This window comes from Streptomyces sp. NPDC041940, assembly GCF_055589465.1.
Genome location: NZ_JBVJBP010000001.1, coordinates 529,890 through 544,784, shown reverse-complemented (window position 1 = coordinate 544,784; position 14,895 = coordinate 529,890). Strand labels below are relative to the sequence as shown.

Here is a 14,895-nt window from a genome sequence, read left to right as displayed (position 1 = left end):
GAGGGAGCGGTCGTGGTGAGCGGCGCCGGGAGGTGCGGGCAGCACGGGGATAGCGAGCCCGACGAGCATGACGCCGGGGGCGCGGGGAACACGGCGTGGCCGGCCCGACGAGCATGGGCCGCGCCCGGGTCCCGTGGCCGTCAGGCGTGGGCTGCTCTTCCGGGGGCCGGGAGCCGACGGGAGGGGCCTCGGGAAGGAACAGGCCCACCGGGTGGCTACCGCTCCGCCGCCCCGTAGAACAGTTCCTCCACCACGCCCCGGGCCCTGCGTGCCGTGCGGCGGTAGGCGTCGAGCATGTCGCCCGCGTGGCCGGGGCCGTAGCCGAGGTAGCGGCCGACGGCGGCCAGTTCTCGGGGCTCGGTGGGGAACGTGTCGCCGGCCCGGCCGCGGACCAGCATCACCGCGTTGCGGACGCGGGTCGCGAGGACCCAGGCCTCGTCCAGGGTCGCGGCGTCCTCCTCCGTGATGAGCCCGGCCGTGCGGGCGGCGGCCAGGGCCTCCCGGGTGCGGGTGGTGCGCAGGCCCGGCTCCGCCGAGCCGTGCCGCAGTTGCAGCAGCTGCACGGTCCACTCCACGTCGGACAGGCCGCCCGGGCCCAGCTTGGCGTGCAGTTTGGGGTCGGCGCCGCGCGGCAGCCGCTCGGACTCCATACGGGCCTTGAGCCGCCTGATGTCGCGGACGGCCTCGTCGTCGAGTCCGTCCGCCCGGTAGCGCAGCGGGTCGACCAGCTCGATGAACCGGCGGCCCAGGTCCTCGTCCCCGGCGACGGGCTCGGCCCGCAGCAGCGCGTGCGACTCCCAGGTCAGGGACCACCGGCGGTAGTACGCCTCGTACGACTTGAGGGTCCTCACGAGCGGCCCGGACTTGCCCTCGGGGCGCAGGTCGGCGTCGATGAGCAGGGGCGGGTCGGCGCTGGGGATCTGGAGCAGGCGGCGCATCTCGGAGACGACCTTGCCGGCGGCCTGCCCGGCCTCGTGCTCGTCGACGCCGTCACGCGGCTCGTGCACGAACAGCACGTCCGCGTCGGAGCCGTAGCCCAGCTCGTGCCCGCCGAAACGGCCCATGCCGATGATCGCGAACCGGGTGGGCAGACTGTCGCCCCAGCCCTCCCGCACCACGGCCCGCAGCGTGCCGGCGAGCGTCGCCGCCGTCAGGTCCGACACCGCGCCGCCGACCTGGTCCACCAGCGCGCCCTGGTCGGCCTCGGCGGGCTGCTCCTCGGTGCCGTAGGAGCCGACGATGTCGACGGCGGCCGTACGGAACAGTTCGCGGCGGCGCACCCCGCGTGCGGCGGTGACCGCCTGGGTGGCCCCGTCGGCCCGTTTCACGGCGGCGAGTATCTCCTGCTCCAGATGGGCGCGGGAGCGCGGCTCCAGACCGCCGCCGTCCCCGTCGCCCAGCAGTGCCACCGCCTCCGGGGCACGCATCAGCAGGTCCGGTGCGAGCCGCCCGGCGGACAGCACACGGGCGAGGTTCTGCGCGGCGGCGCCCTCGTCCCGCAGCAGCCGCAGGTACCAGGGCGTCTTGCCGAGGGCGTCCGACACGTTGCGGAAGTTGAGCAGGCCCGCGTCCGGGTCGGCGGAGTCGGCGAACCAGCCCAGCAGGACGGGCAGCAGGGTGCGCTGGATGGCGGCCTTGCGGGTGACGCCGGAGGCCAGCGCCTCCAGATGGCGCAGGGCGGAGGCCGGGTCGGCGTAGCCGAGGGCGACCATGCGCTCCCGGGCCGCCTCGGGCCGGAGCCGGGCCTCTCCGGAAGCGAGCTGGGCGACCGCGTCGAGCAGCGGCCGGTAGAACAGCTTCTCGTGCAGCCGGCGTACGACGGTGGCGTGCCGCCGCCACTCGCGGTGCAGGTCGGCGACCGGGTCGGCGCGCAGACCGAGGGAGCGGCCGATGCGGCGCAGCTCGGCCTCCTCCTCGGGGACGAGGTGGGTCCGCCGCAGCCGGAACAGCTGGATCCGGTGCTCCATGGAGCGCAGGAAGCGGTAGGCCTCGTCGAGCTGGGCGGCATCGGCACGGCCGACGTAGCCACCGGCGGCGAGGGCCTTGAGCGCGTCGAGGGTGGTGCCGCTGCGCAGGGAGGTGTCGGTCCGGCCGTGCACCAGCTGGAGCAACTGCACGGCGAACTCGACGTCCCTGAGGCCGCCCGGGCCCAGCTTCAGCTGGCGGTCGACCTCGGCGAGGGGGATGTTCTCCACGACCCGGCGGCGCATCTTCTGCACGTCGGGGACGAAGTTCTCGCGCTCGGCGGCCTTCCACACCAGGGGCTGGACGGCGGCGACGTACTCCGCGCCGAGGTCGAGGTCGCCGGCCACCGGGCGGGCCTTGAGCAGCGCCTGGAACTCCCAGGTCTTGGCCCAGCGCTGGTAGTAGGCGAGGTGGCTGGAGAGGGTCCGCACCAGCGGACCGTTTCTGCCCTCGGGCCGGAGGTTGGCGTCCACGGGCCAGATGGAGCCCTCGACCGTGGTCTCCGAGCAGATCCGCATCATGTGCGAGGCGAGCCGGGTCGCGGCCCGCACGGCCTTGGTCTCGTCGGCCCCCTCGATCGCCTCCCCCACGAAGATGACGTCCACGTCGGAGACGTAGTTCAGCTCGTGGCCGCCGCACTTGCCCATCGCGACGACGGCGAGCCGGCACAGGCCGGCGTCCTCGGGCGCGGCCGCCTCGGCGATACCGAGGGCGGCGCGCAGGGTGGCGGTGGCGAGGTCGGCCAGCTCGGCCGCGGACTCGGCGACGCCGGTCGTGCCGCACACGTCCCGGGCGGCGATGGACAGCAGGCAGCGCCGGTAGGCGACGCGCAGGGAGACCGGGTCGGTGGCCTCCGCGAGGCCGGCCTCGAACTCCTCCACCCCGGGGTGCAGGTCGTAGGCCTCGTACATGACCAGCGCCTGCCAGTCGTCCGGGTGCCGGGTGAGGTGGTCGGCGAGGGCGGTGGAGGCGCCGAGCACGCCGAGCAGCCGGTCGCGCAGGGGCTTGGCCGCGATCAGCGTGTCGAGCAGTTCCTGGCGGGCGCCGGGGTTCGGCTGGGCCTCCAGCAGCCGGACGAGGCCGAGCAGCGCGAGATCGGGGTCGGCGGTCCCGCCCAGCGCTTCCAGCAGCACCGGGTCGTCGCGCAGGGGGACCAGCTCGGCGCTGTCCAGGAGGCGTTCGGCTGCGGTGGCGTCGGTGAAGCCGTGCCGCAGCAGCCGTGTGAAGGTACTGCTCCTGCGCCCCGGCGCCGCCGTCATCCCGGGCCTCCCTCGGACTCGTCTCGGACTTCTTCGGTCTTCTTCGGATCAAGGTCGTACGGCTTTGAGCGTAGCCGCAGAGTCCGGGGAAGGCTCCGATGAGTTCGGTGGACGGACGGGGTCTGCCCTGTGGAGCGAGAGGCCGGGAGGACCCTCATGACCACCATGCACCCCGAGACCAGGCTGGACCGCCGCTACAGCGACGCGACGGCCACCGCGACCGACTGGCAGGAGGCCGAAGCGCGGCTCACGGCGGCGGAGCTGTTCTGGATCACCACGGTACGACCGGACGGGCGCCCGCATGTCACCCCGCTGCCGGCGATCTGGTCGGACGGCGCCCTGCACTTCTGCACAGGCCCCGAGGAGCGCAAGGCGCGGAACCTCGCGGAGAACCCGCACGTCGTGCTCACCACCGGCACGCCCACGTGGGACCAGGGCTACGACCTGGTGGTGGAGGGCGAGGCGAGGCGCGTGTCCGACGAAGCCCGGCTACGCGAACTGGCCACCGCGTGGGAGACGAAGTACGGCAGTTTCTGGCACTTCGAGGTACGGGAGGGCTATTTCCACCACGGCGCGGGACACGCGGCCGTCTACGCGGTGGCGCCGCGCACGGTTTTCGGCTTCGGTAAGGGGGAGCCGTTCAGCCAGACGAGGTGGCGGTTCGCCTGAGCCGTAGTCCGACGCCCGACGGATGCCTGACGAAACGGATGCCTGACGAAGGAGTCATGCCATGGACTTCACTCTCGAAGTGATCCCGCTGCCCGTCACCGACATCGACCGTGCCCGGGACTTCTACCGGGACAAGGTCGGCTTCCACGTCGACATCGACCAGGAGGTCATGCCCGGGATGCGGATCGTCCAGCTGACCCCTCCGGGTTCCGGCTGCTCGATCGCCCTCGGCGAGTCGATCTGGGAGATGACACCCGGCCCCACCCCGGCCCCCGGCTCGTACCAGGGTCTGCAACTGTGCGTCGCCGACATCAAGGCGGCCCACGCGGAGCTGGTCGAACGCGGCCTCGACGTCTCGGCGCCGGTCCAGTACGCGCCGGACGACGGAGCCACGTTCATGCACTTCACGGACCCGGACGGGAACGGCTGGGCGATCCAGGAGTACCGGCGGCGGGCGACGGAGCCGTTGCATCAGCTGCTGGCGGATCTCAAGCGCCAGCAGGCGTGACGCCGCCGGACGCCGAGGGAGCGGACGAGGGGCCGACGGTCCGCGACCGTCGGCCCTCTCTGTCGTCGTGGCGAGCGAAACCGCGGCGGCCCCGCGCCTACAGCGCCGGCAGGTTCTTCCGCAGCTCGAACGCGGTCACCTCGGAGCGGTACTCCTCCCACTCCTGCCGCTTGTTGCGCAGGAAGAAGTCGAAGACGTGCTCGCCGAGGGTCTCGGCGACCAGGTCGCTGCGTTCCATCAGGGTCAGGGCCTCGCCGAGGTTCTGCGGGAGGGGTTCGATGCCCATCGCGCGGCGCTCGGCGTCGGAGAGGGCCCAGACGTCGTCCTCGGCGCCCGGCGGGAGCTCGTAGCTCTCCTCGATGCCCTTGAGGCCGGCGGCGAGGAGGAGGGCGTAGGCCAGGTAGGGGTTCGCGCCCGAGTCCAGGGAGCGGACCTCCACCCGCGCCGAGCCGGTCTTGCCGGGCTTGTACATCGGGACGCGGACCAGCGCCGAGCGGTTGTTGTGGCCCCAGCAGATGTACGAGGGGGCCTCGCCGCCCGCGCCCGCCGTGCGCTCCGCGCCGCCCCAGATGCGCTTGTAGGAGTTGACCCACTGGTTGGTGACCGCGGAGATCTCCGCCGCGTGCCGCAGCAGACCCGCGATGAAGGAGCGGCCCACCTTGGAGAGCTGGTACTCCGAGCCCGACTCGTAGAAGGCGTTGCGGTCGCCCTCGAAGAGGGAGAGGTGCGTGTGCATGCCGCTGCCGGGGTGCTCGGAGAACGGCTTCGGCATGAACGTGGCCTGCACGCCCTGCTCCAGCGCCACCTGCTTCATGACCAGGCGGAACGTCATGATGTTGTCGGCTGTGGAGAGCGCGTCCGCGTACCGCAGGTCGATCTCCTGCTGGCCCGGGGCGCCCTCGTGGTGGGAGAACTCGACCGAGATGCCCATCGACTCCAGCATGGTGATCGCCTGGCGGCGGAAGTCCATGCCGACGTTGGTCGGGGTGTGGTCGAAGTAGCCGGAGTTGTCGGCCGGAGTGGGGCGGGAGCCGTCCAGCGGGCGGTCCTTCAGCAGGAAGAACTCGATCTCCGGGTGGGTGTAGAACGTGAAGCCCAGGTCGGAGGTGCGGGCCAGGGCGCGCTTGAGGACGTAGCGCGGGTCCGCGAAGGACGGGGAGCCGTCCGGCATGAGGATGTCGCAGAACATGCGGGCCGTGCCCGGGGCCTCCGCACGCCAGGGCAGGATCTGGAAGGTCGACGGGTCCGGCTTGGCGATCATGTCGGACTCGTAGACCCGGGCGAAGCCCTCGATGGCGGAGCCGTCGAAGCCGATGCCCTCGTCAAAGGCCTGTTCCAGCTCGGCCGGGGCCACGGCGACGGACTTGAGGAAGCCCAGCACGTCCGTGAACCACAGGCGTACGAACCGGATGTCGCGCTCCTCCAAGGTCCGGAGCACGAACTCCTGCTGCTTGTCCATCTTCCGCTTCCCCATCCTTGCTGGTCAGGCCGCCTTCTCTTCCGTACCACGGGAGGCGGTCGGGCACCTGAGCATCCCACCACACCACCATTTCGTACGCGTTGCGCACCATGATCGCCCGGCCGGCTCCGGGCCGAACGCCTCACATACGGCAGGTGAACTGCTCTTCCGCCCATAGTGCCTGCTCGCAGTGACATCCGTAACGGCCGGTCCGCTTCGCTGCTCCAGTCGCTTAAACTTGCATCTCAGATGCAAGTTTAATTACCGTACGCCGCAGTCGAGCACCGAGGAGCCCCGATGCTGTCCGAGCAGTCCGCCGCCACCGTCCGCGCCACACTCCCCGCCGTCGGCGGGGCCCTCGGCGCGATCACCGAGCGCTTCTACGCCGGCCTGTTCGCGGCCCGCCCCGACCTGCTGCGGGACCTGTTCAACCGGGGCAACCAGGCCGCCGGAACTCAGCGGCAGGCGCTCGCCGGTTCCGTCGCCGCCTTCGCGACGCACCTGCTGGACCGTCCGGAGCAGCGGCCGGACGCGATGCTGCACCGCATCGCCCACAAGCACGCCTCGCTCGGCGTCACACCCGAGCAGTACGGCCTCGTCCACGAGCACCTGTTCGCCGCCATCGCCGAGGTGCTCGGCGACGCCGTGACGCCCGAGGTCGCCGCCGCCTGGGACGAGGTCTACTGGCTGATGGCGAACGCCCTGATCGCCGTGGAGAAGCGGCTGCGCGAGGAGAGCGGCGGGCCCGGCTGGCGGACCTGGGAGGTCGCCGAGCGCGTCACCGAGACCGCGGACGTCGTCACCTTCCGGCTGCGGCCCGTCGACGGCTCCGACGTGCGGGACTTCCTCGCGGGCCAGTACGTCTCCGTCCGCGTCGCCCTCCCGGACGGCGCTCGGCAGATACGGCAGTACAGCCTCTCCGGCGCGCCCGGCCCGCTGCTCCGGCAGATCAGCGTGAAACGCGTGCACGGGGACGGCGCCGCCCCCGACGGCGAGGTCTCCAACCACCTCCACGCGCGCGTGGAGGAGGGCGACGTCCTCGAGCTGTCGGAGCCCTACGGCGACCTGGTCCTGGACGCCGGCCCCGACACTCCGCTGCTGCTGGCCTCGGCGGGCATCGGCGTGACTCCGATGACCGCGATGCTGGCGCACCTCGCCGACTCGGGACATCGCGCCCCGGTCACCGTCGTCCACGGCGACCGCTCACCCGCCACCCACGCCCTGCGCGCCGACCACGAGGCCTACGCGGCCAAGCTGCCGGACTCGGCCGTCCACCTCTGGTATGAGCAGGACACCCCCTCGGGCACCCACTCCGGGCTGGTCGACCTCACCGGCGTCCCGGTCGCGCCGGGCACGCGCGCGTACCTGTGCGGGCCGCTGCCGTTCATGCGGGCGGTACGGGCCCAGCTCATCGCGAAGGGCGTGACCCCGGCCGACATCCACTACGAGGTGTTCGGGCCGGACCTGTGGCTGGCGGGGCAGAGCTGAACGTCGTCGTAGCCCGCTAGCTTCCCCGGGAGATTTCCAGCAGGAGCGCCCCCGTCGGCTCCGCCACGATGTCCCGGACCGTGACCGGGTCCAGTGAGGCGAAGAACGCCTCCTGGGCCCGGCGCAGGGCGCCGCGCAGCCGGCAGGCGGAGTTCAGGGGACAGGGGGTGGAGCCCTCGCAGTCGACGACGTCGCCGTCCCCCTCGAAGGCGCGCACCACGGCGCCCACGGACGCCGTACGGCCCTGCTCCGTCAGGGTGAGGCCGCCACCGCGGCCGCGCCGGGCCTCCAGCAGCCCCATGTGCTGAAGCTCGGCGACGACCTTCGCCAGGTGGGTGTACGGCACGTCCATGCCGTCCGCGACCTCCCGGGTCGTCGGACTCGACTCGCCCGCGACGGCGAGCCGCATGAGAACCCGCAGGGCGAGGTCGGTGGAGCGCAGCAGCCGCATACACGCAGCGTAGGTAATGGGAATCTGCGGTTCAAATTATCCGGGTCCCGAATCCCCGAAGCTCCCGATCCCCCAAGCTTCCGATCCCCGAAGCTCCCGAAGCTGTCGGGCACCTGTCGGTGCCGTATCGATTCAGCCCATTCCCTCCGCCGCTCTACGAGGCGCCCTGTTCCCCCCATTACGATCAGCTCACCCGACCGTCCCACCTTTCCCACGAAGGACACCTCATGGGCTCCGCCAACAAGAGCAGCACGGCACGCAAGGCGCGGATAGAGGAGATGCGGCGCGCCGAGCAGTCCCGTGAGCGTCGCAACCGGATCCTCGTCATCGCGGCCGGCGTGGTGGTCGTCTGCGGTCTCGTCGGCGGCGGTGTCGTGCTCGTGCGGTCCCAGTCCGGCGACGGCGGCAGTGACGCCGCCGCAGCCAAGGACACCTCGGGCAAGGGGAAGTTCGTCACCGGCGAGGACGGTGTGAAGACCTGGGAAGGGAAGCTGGCCCGCAACCACGTCACCAAGGCCGTGAAGTACGCCTCCGAGCCGCCGGTCGGCGGCGACCACAACCAGGCCTGGATGAACTGCAACGGGGACGTCTACACCAAGCAGCTCGACAACACCAACGCCGTGCACTCGCTGGAGCACGGCGCGGTGTGGGTGACGTACAACGCCGACGCGAAGAAGGCCGACATCGACGCGCTCGCGGCGAAGGTGAAGAAGACGCCGTACACGCTGATGAGCCCGATGGACGACCAGAAGGACCCGATCATGCTGTCGGCGTGGGGTCACCAGCGCACGGTGAAGGGCGCGAGCGACCCGGACGTGGACAAGTTCTTCGAGAAGTTCGTGCAGGGCGAGCAGACGCCCGAGCCGGGTGCCGCCTGCACGAACGGGCTGTCGCAGTGAGGCACGTCGGTCTGATCGCCGGGGCCGCCGTGACGGCGCTCGTCGCGGCCGGTGCGATCAGCTACGCCGTCGCCGGGGACGACGGCAACAGCAGGACCCCCTCCGCCGAGTCCGCGGACGCCGGGTTCGCGCGGGACATGGCGGTGCACCACCAGCAGGCCGTGGAGATGTCGTACATCGTGCGCGACCGCACGAAGGACGAGGACGTACGGCGCCTCGCGTACGACATCGCGCAGACGCAGGCCAACCAGCGCGGCATGATGATCGGCTGGCTCGATCTGTGGGGGCTGCCCAAGGTGTCCTCCGAGCCGATGGCCTGGATGGACATGGGAGGCATGGCCTCCGGCAAGGACGGCGCGCTGATGCCGGGCATGGCCACCAACACCGAGCTGAAGAAGCTCGGCACGCTGAACGGCAAGCAGGCGGAGATCTTCTACCTCCAGCTGATGACGGACCATCACAAGGGCGGCGTCCACATGGCCGAGGGCTGTGTGGAGGGGTGCACGGTCGGCGTCGAGAAGCGGCTCGCCCAGGGCATGGTGGAAGCGCAGCAGTCGGAGATCGGCCTGATGACGGACCTGCTGAAGGAGCGGGGCGCCGCGCCGCGCTCGTAGCGCACGGCCCCCTTGGGGCGTAAGCCTCAAATCACCCTGCCTTGCGGCGCCTTGGGTACTTCTTGGCCTGCGCAGGGCGCTTCTTGGGTTTCGCATTCCCCTGACATGAACGGTTCGTCGCGAGAGTGGCGACCGTCGAGTGATCACTCGCGACGAACCGCACAGGGGGTTCCATGAGATCCAACCGCGCCAAGGCGCGCGCCGGAGTGAGCATCGCGGCGACACTGCCGATGCTCGCCGGCGCGCTGGCGCTCGGCATACCCGCGGCGCACGCCGCCGACCACCCGCTCCGCGACCCGCTGGCCGGGACCCGGCCCGCCTGGGCCACGGCCAAGGCCGACAAGGGCGCAGCCTCCGACGGCGCCCGGATGTCGGCCCGGGTGTATCTCCGAGGCCGGGACGCCGCCGGTCTCGCCGCCTACGCGAAGGCCGTGTCCGACCCGGCGTCGGTCTCGTACGGCAAGTACCTCAGCGCCGAGAAGGCGCAGGCCCGCTTCGGCGCGACCGAGGCCCAGGTGGCGGCGGTGACGTCCTGGCTGACGGCCGCGGGCCTGAAGGTCACCGGGGTCACGCGGCACTACGTCTCCGTCACCGGCGACGTGGCCGCCGCCGAGAAGGCGTTCGGCACCCAGCTGCACGACTTCGCCAAGGGCGCGAAGACCTACCGGGCCCCGGCGGGCACCGCCTCCGTCCCGGCGGGCCTGGCCGACGCCGTGCTGACCGTCACCGGCCTGGACGACGCGCCGCACATGGTCACGCACGACGACCAGTTGCCGCCGCCGGACACCGTGTTCCGCAACGCCGGGCCGTTCTCCTCGTACTACGGCTCCAAAACCGCGAGCACGCTGCCGGACGCCTACGGCACGAAGATCCCGTACGCCGTCAAGGGCTACACCGGCAAGCAGCTGCGGGCCGCCTACGGCGCGGGCAAGCGCACCGGCAAGGGCGTCCGGGTCGCCATCACGGACGCGTACGCCTCCCCGACCATCGCCTACGACGCCGGCACCTACGCCAAGCGCCACGGCGACGCGGCGTGGAAGACCGGGCAACTGCACCAGGTGCTGCCCGCGACGTACACCGACACCACGGACTGCTCGGCCTCCGGCTGGTACGGCGAGGAGACCCTGGACGTCGAGGCCGTGCACGCGGTCGCGCCGGCCGCGGACGTCACCTACGTGGGTGCCGCGTCCTGCACCGACGCCGACCTGCTCGACGCGCTCGGCAAGGTCGTCGACCACCACCTGGCCGACATCGTGTCCAACTCCTGGGGCGAGGTCGAGGCCGCGCAGACGCCCGACCTCGCGGCGGCCTACGACCAGGTCTTCCAGCTGGGCGCGGTCGAGGGCATCGGCTTCTACTTCTCCTCCGGCGACGACGGCGACGAGGTCGCGAGCTCCGGGACGAAGCAGGTCGACTCCCCGGCCAACTCGGCGTGGGTCACCGCCGTCGGCGGCACCTCGCTGGCCGTCGGCAAGGGTGACACGTACCTGTGGGAGACCGGCTGGGGCACCGAGAAGGCCAACCTGTCGGCCGACGGCGAGAGCTGGACGGACTTCCCCGGCGCCTTCACCTCCGGCGCGGGCGGCGGCACCAGCAGGACGGTGGCGGAGCCCGGCTACCAGCGGGGCGTCGTACCGGACGCGCTGGCCAAGGCCAACAGTGCGACCGGCAACCGGGTCGTCCCGGACATCGCGGCGATCGCCGACCCGAACACGGGCTTCCTGGTCGGCCAGACGCAGACCCGGCCGGACGGGAAGACGCAGGCGTACAGCGAGTACCGCATCGGCGGCACCTCGCTCGCCGCGCCGACCGTCGCGGCCGTCCAGGCCCTGGCCCAGGAGGCCCGGGGCGGCAAGCCGATCGGCTTCGCCAACCCGGCGATCTACGCCAAGGCCGGCTCGAAGGTCTACCACGACGTCACCGACGACCCGACGGGCTCCGGCCTCGCCGTGGCCCGCGTCGACTTCGTGAACGGCTACGACGCCACCGGCGGTCTGACCACGTCCGTGCGCGGCCTGGGCAAGGACAGCTCGCTCGCGGCCGTGAAGGGCTACGACGACGTCACCGGCGTGGGTACGCCCGCGAGCGGCTACGTCGAGTCGTACCGGCGTCGCTGATCTCCGACAGTGGACGGGGTGGTGTGGGGTGACTCACACCACCCCATTGCGTCGCACTGACGATTACACTGGGCGGCGTGCCTCAACTACGTCTCGCCCTGAACCAGATCGATTCGAGCGTCGGCGACCTCGCCGGGAACGCCGAGTCGATCGTCCGCTGGACCCGGCACTCCGCCGAGCAGGGAGCGCATCTCGTGGCGTTCCCGGAGATGGTGCTGACCGGGTATCCCGTCGAGGACCTGGCCCTCAGGTCGTCCTTCGTGGAGGCCTCCCGGGCGGCGCTGCGCGCTCTGGCCACCCGCCTGGCCGACGAGGGCTTCGGCGAGCTGCCGGTGATCGTCGGCTACCTCGACCGCAGCGCGACCGCCCAGCCGAAGTACGGCCAGCCGGCCGGCGCGCCGCAGAACGCGGGGGCGGTGCTGTACGGCGGCGAGGTGGTCCTGAACTACGCCAAGCACCACCTGCCGAACTACGGCGTCTTCGACGAGTTCCGCTACTTCGTGCCCGGCGACAGCATGCCGGTGCTGCGCGTCCATGGCGTGGATGTCGCCCTGGCCATCTGTGAGGACCTCTGGCAGGACGGCGGCCGCGTCCCGGCGGCGCGCTCGGCGCGGGCGGGCCTGCTGGTGTCGATCAACGCGTCGCCCTACGAGCGCAACAAGGACGACACGCGCCTCGACCTGGTCCGCAAGCGCGCCCAGGAGGCCGGCTGCACGACCGCGTACCTGGCCATGATCGGCGGCCAGGACGAGCTGGTGTTCGACGGCGACTCGATCGTCGTGGACAAGGACGGCGAGGTCGTGGCGCGGGCGCCGCAGTTCGACGAGGGCTGTGTGGTCCTTGACCTGGACCTGCCGGAGGCGTCGGAGGACGCGCCGACGGGCGGGGTGGACGACGGTCTGCGCATCGACCGCGTGGTCCTCTCGGAGAAGCCGCTCGCCCCCTACGAACGGGAGCTCCCCGGTGGCTACGCGGACCGTCTGGACGACGACGAGGAGGTCTACTCGGCGCTGGTCGTGGGCCTGCGGGCGTACGTCGCGAAGAACGGCTTCGAGTCGGTCCTGATCGGCATGTCCGGCGGCATCGACTCGGCGCTGGTCGCGGCGATCGCGTGCGACGCGGTGGGCGCGCGGAACGTGTACGGCGTGTCGATGCCGTCGAAGTACTCCTCGGGCCACTCCAAGGACGACGCGGCGGAGATGGCCCACCGCACGGGCCTGAACTTCCGGACCGTGCCCATCGAGCCGATGTTCGACGCGTACATGGGTGCACTGGGCCTGACGGGCCTGGCGGAGGAGAACCTCCAGTCGCGGCTGCGCGGCACACTCCTCATGGCCATCTCCAACCAGGAGGGCCACATCGTCCTGGCACCCGGCAACAAGTCGGAACTGGCGGTCGGCTACTCGACGCTCTACGGCGACTCCGTCGGGGCGTACGGCCCCATCAAGGACGTGTACAAGACGTCGGTCTTCCGCCTGGCCGAGTGGCGCAACAGGGCCGCCCGGGAACGCGGCCAGACCCCGCCGATCCCCGAGAACTCCATCACCAAGCCCCCGAGCGCGGAACTCCGCCCGGGCCAGGTCGACACGGACTCGCTCCCCGACTACCCGGTGCTGGACGCGATCCTCGACCTGTACGTCGACCACGACAAGGGCGCGGACGAGATCGTGGCGGCCGGCTACGACCGAGAGCTGGTCACGAAGACCCTCCGCATGGTCGACACGGCGGAGTACAAGCGGCGCCAGTACCCGCCGGGCACGAAGATCTCGGCGAAGGGCTTCGGGAAGGACCGACGGCTGCCGATCACGAACGGGTGGCGGGAGTCGGTCTGAGAGGCGCGGCCTCTAGCAGTCCGCCTCGGTGCCGCTGTTCACGAAGGAGTCGGCGCTGATCGAGTAGCCGGCCCCGGTGGTCAGGTCGGGGCGGCTTCCGTGGCCGTCCTCCGCGAGGCCCTCAGCGGTGAGGAAGTCGATCCGCAGGGACATCCGCTCCTTCGCGAAGCACAGGTCGTCGGACGAGGCTTCGGGGGCCGGAGTCCATCCGTCTCGTTCCGCTGCCGTCCGGTAGTGCGCGGCGACTTCGGCCCGCGTGCCGGGGAAGACGTATGTCCGGTGGGCGTACACCGAGACATCGCCGCTGTCCGCCCAGCAGCCGGCGTCGACCTCCTCGAAGCCCCGGGCGACGGCGGCACCGGCGGGCCGGGAGTCGAGGATGCCGAGCGCGGCCATCTCCTTGACCCGGTCGTCGGTCCCCCCGCAGTCCCTGGCGAGTTCCTGCAGCGCACAGCCGGTGAGCGCGCCGGCGGCGAGCACGATCGACAGGAGCAGGGGGACGGGGCGGGTGGTGTCTCTCCGTAAAGGCAATGCGGGCTCCGGGATCAGGGCAGGCCGGAGGGGATCCACCAGGCGGCACGGCCCGCTTCTCCCCGGGAGCCGTCATCCTCGCATCGCTCCGGCCCGGATGAGCCTCACGCGTGCGGCTCGCCGAGCCAGTCGCCGAGAGCGCGAGACACACGCGACGGCGCTTCGACAGGGGCCAGGTGCCCGACCTCGCCCAGCAGAAGGACGGGGGGACTTCCGGGGAGCAGGTCGCGCAAGCGAGTGGCCTGGTCGACGGGAAGCCAGGGGTCCTGTTCGCCCCAGCCGATCGTCACCGGGCAGCTCACCTGCGGCAGGCGTTCCGCGACCGGGCGAGTGTGTTCAGGCCGGAGCGCGGCGATCTGCCGGTAGAACGCCGGCCGGCCCGACGCCCCCGACCACGGCTGAGTCAACGCGTCCACCCAGCCGGCTGACAACTGGTGATGTGCCGCCCCGGCGATGTACTCCCTGACCAGGGCCGTGTGGAGCGCGGCTGGGAGTTCCGCGAACACGTCGGCGTGGTCGGCGACCAGACGGAAGAAGGGCGATCCCCAGGGATCGAGTGTCAGCGCCTCCCAGAGAGACAGACTCGCGTACTCGACGCCGTGGAGCAGATGCGTCCCGAGTGCCACGGCTCCTCCGATGTCGTGTGCGACGACGTGGGGCCTGTCCAAGCCCCAGTGCGTGAGCAGCTGAGCGAACCGCGACATCTGGGAGGCGAGGTCGACCGGTACCGCCGGATCCTGCGTCGATCGGCCGTAGCCAGGCATGTCCCACAGGAACACCCGATGACTGCCGCTCAGGTGCCGTGCGGCCGCCGCCCACACCTGGGACGACCACGGCGTGCCGTGGCAGAACACCACATCCCCCAGCGGAGCTCGCCCCTCGGGAGCCAGTACGTAGGTCGCGACACTCGCCCCGTCGACGGTGACGTGGACAGGATCCGGAAGCCGCCATTCACCTGATTCTTGCGAGGATGCCCCGGCGTTCACGCCGGGGAGGAATCGCCTCGTGTGACGGCGACGCGAAGATGCGAACGGGTGTGCCCGTGTTCGCTGGTTGGGGTGCCTTTGTCGTAGTGAGGGCACGAGTGTGCGCATGTCGCACGT

12 protein-coding genes and 1 pseudogene are annotated in these 14,895 nt (G+C 71.4%); 7 read left to right on the top strand and 6 right to left on the bottom strand.

Annotated features, from left to right (window positions below; all coding sequences use genetic code 11):
• Nucleotides 1–215 precede the first annotated feature (215 nt).
• Entirely contained in the window at nucleotides 216–3,224 is a 3,009-nt protein-coding gene (locus ACZ6I3_RS02335) for a bifunctional [glutamine synthetase] adenylyltransferase/[glutamine synthetase]-adenylyl-L-tyrosine phosphorylase (RefSeq protein WP_469410970.1), read from the bottom strand.
• Nucleotides 3,225–3,380: 156 nt separating this feature from the next.
• Here ACZ6I3_RS02335 and ACZ6I3_RS02330 point away from each other — a divergent pair, with 156 nt between their 5' ends.
• Both ACZ6I3_RS02330 and ACZ6I3_RS02325 read left to right on the top strand, forming a co-directional pair.
• Nucleotides 3,381–3,893, top strand: coding sequence for a pyridoxamine 5'-phosphate oxidase family protein (locus ACZ6I3_RS02330; RefSeq protein WP_469410969.1), 513 nt, complete (start codon nucleotides 3,381–3,383; stop codon nucleotides 3,891–3,893).
• Between the two features lie 61 nt (nucleotides 3,894–3,954).
• On the top strand, nucleotides 3,955–4,401 hold the full coding sequence (locus ACZ6I3_RS02325; RefSeq protein ID WP_469410968.1) for a VOC family protein: 447 nt from the start codon (nucleotides 3,955–3,957) through the stop codon (nucleotides 4,399–4,401).
• 97 nt (nucleotides 4,402–4,498) lie between these two features.
• On the opposite strand, the gene glnA is transcribed toward ACZ6I3_RS02325, so the two are convergent.
• The gene (glnA, locus tag ACZ6I3_RS02320; RefSeq protein ID WP_215121869.1) at nucleotides 4,499–5,860 is read right to left on the bottom strand and encodes a type I glutamate--ammonia ligase; all 1,362 of its coding nucleotides are present in this window, start codon (nucleotides 5,858–5,860) and stop codon (nucleotides 4,499–4,501) included.
• 297 nt (nucleotides 5,861–6,157) lie between these two features.
• On the opposite strand from glnA, the gene ACZ6I3_RS02315 reads away from it, so the two are divergent.
• Nucleotides 6,158–7,348: a globin domain-containing protein gene (locus ACZ6I3_RS02315; protein WP_469410967.1), complete on the top strand. Its 1,191-nt coding sequence runs from the start codon at nucleotides 6,158–6,160 to the stop codon at nucleotides 7,346–7,348.
• A gap of 16 nt (nucleotides 7,349–7,364) precedes the next feature.
• Here the strand turns inward: ACZ6I3_RS02315 and ACZ6I3_RS02310 are convergent, their stop codons facing one another.
• Nucleotides 7,365–7,799 carry an RrF2 family transcriptional regulator gene (locus ACZ6I3_RS02310; protein WP_469410966.1) on the bottom strand — a complete coding sequence of 145 codons (435 nt, stop codon included), beginning with the start codon at nucleotides 7,797–7,799 and terminating at the stop codon, nucleotides 7,365–7,367.
• 227 nt (nucleotides 7,800–8,026) lie between these two features.
• On the opposite strand from ACZ6I3_RS02310, the gene ACZ6I3_RS02305 reads away from it, so the two are divergent.
• From ACZ6I3_RS02305 to ACZ6I3_RS02290, 4 genes are all read left to right on the top strand, one after another.
• Nucleotides 8,027–8,698 (top strand): DUF3105 domain-containing protein, encoded by a 672-nt coding sequence (locus tag ACZ6I3_RS02305; protein ID WP_469410965.1) that lies wholly within the window; start codon nucleotides 8,027–8,029, stop codon nucleotides 8,696–8,698.
• The gene (locus ACZ6I3_RS02300; RefSeq protein ID WP_469410964.1) at nucleotides 8,695–9,312 is read left to right on the top strand and encodes a DUF305 domain-containing protein; all 618 of its coding nucleotides are present in this window, start codon (nucleotides 8,695–8,697) and stop codon (nucleotides 9,310–9,312) included. The genes ACZ6I3_RS02305 and ACZ6I3_RS02300 overlap by 4 nt, the downstream gene beginning before the upstream one ends.
• Nucleotides 9,313–9,485: 173 nt before the next feature.
• Complete coding sequence (locus ACZ6I3_RS02295; RefSeq protein WP_469410963.1) at nucleotides 9,486–11,429, top strand: S53 family peptidase; 1,944 nt, start codon at nucleotides 9,486–9,488, stop codon at nucleotides 11,427–11,429.
• Between the two features lie 77 nt (nucleotides 11,430–11,506).
• Nucleotides 11,507–13,261 (top strand): NAD+ synthase, encoded by a 1,755-nt coding sequence (locus tag ACZ6I3_RS02290; protein WP_469410962.1) that lies wholly within the window; start codon nucleotides 11,507–11,509, stop codon nucleotides 13,259–13,261.
• Between the two features lie 12 nt (nucleotides 13,262–13,273).
• Here ACZ6I3_RS02290 and ACZ6I3_RS02285 read toward each other — a convergent pair whose 3' ends face one another.
• The 3 genes and pseudogenes from ACZ6I3_RS02285 to ACZ6I3_RS02275 form a co-directional block, all read right to left on the bottom strand.
• On the bottom strand, nucleotides 13,274–13,792 hold the full coding sequence (locus ACZ6I3_RS02285; protein WP_469410961.1) for a hypothetical protein: 519 nt from the start codon (nucleotides 13,790–13,792) through the stop codon (nucleotides 13,274–13,276).
• A 104-nt stretch (nucleotides 13,793–13,896) separates the two neighbouring features.
• On the bottom strand, nucleotides 13,897–14,418 hold the full coding sequence (locus tag ACZ6I3_RS02280) for an alpha/beta fold hydrolase (protein ID WP_469411695.1): 522 nt from the start codon (nucleotides 14,416–14,418) through the stop codon (nucleotides 13,897–13,899).
• Between the two features lie 3 nt (nucleotides 14,419–14,421).
• Nucleotides 14,422–14,886: pseudogene (locus ACZ6I3_RS02275) on the bottom strand (alpha/beta fold hydrolase); the annotation flags it as partial.
• Between the last annotated feature and the right edge of the window lie 9 nt (nucleotides 14,887–14,895).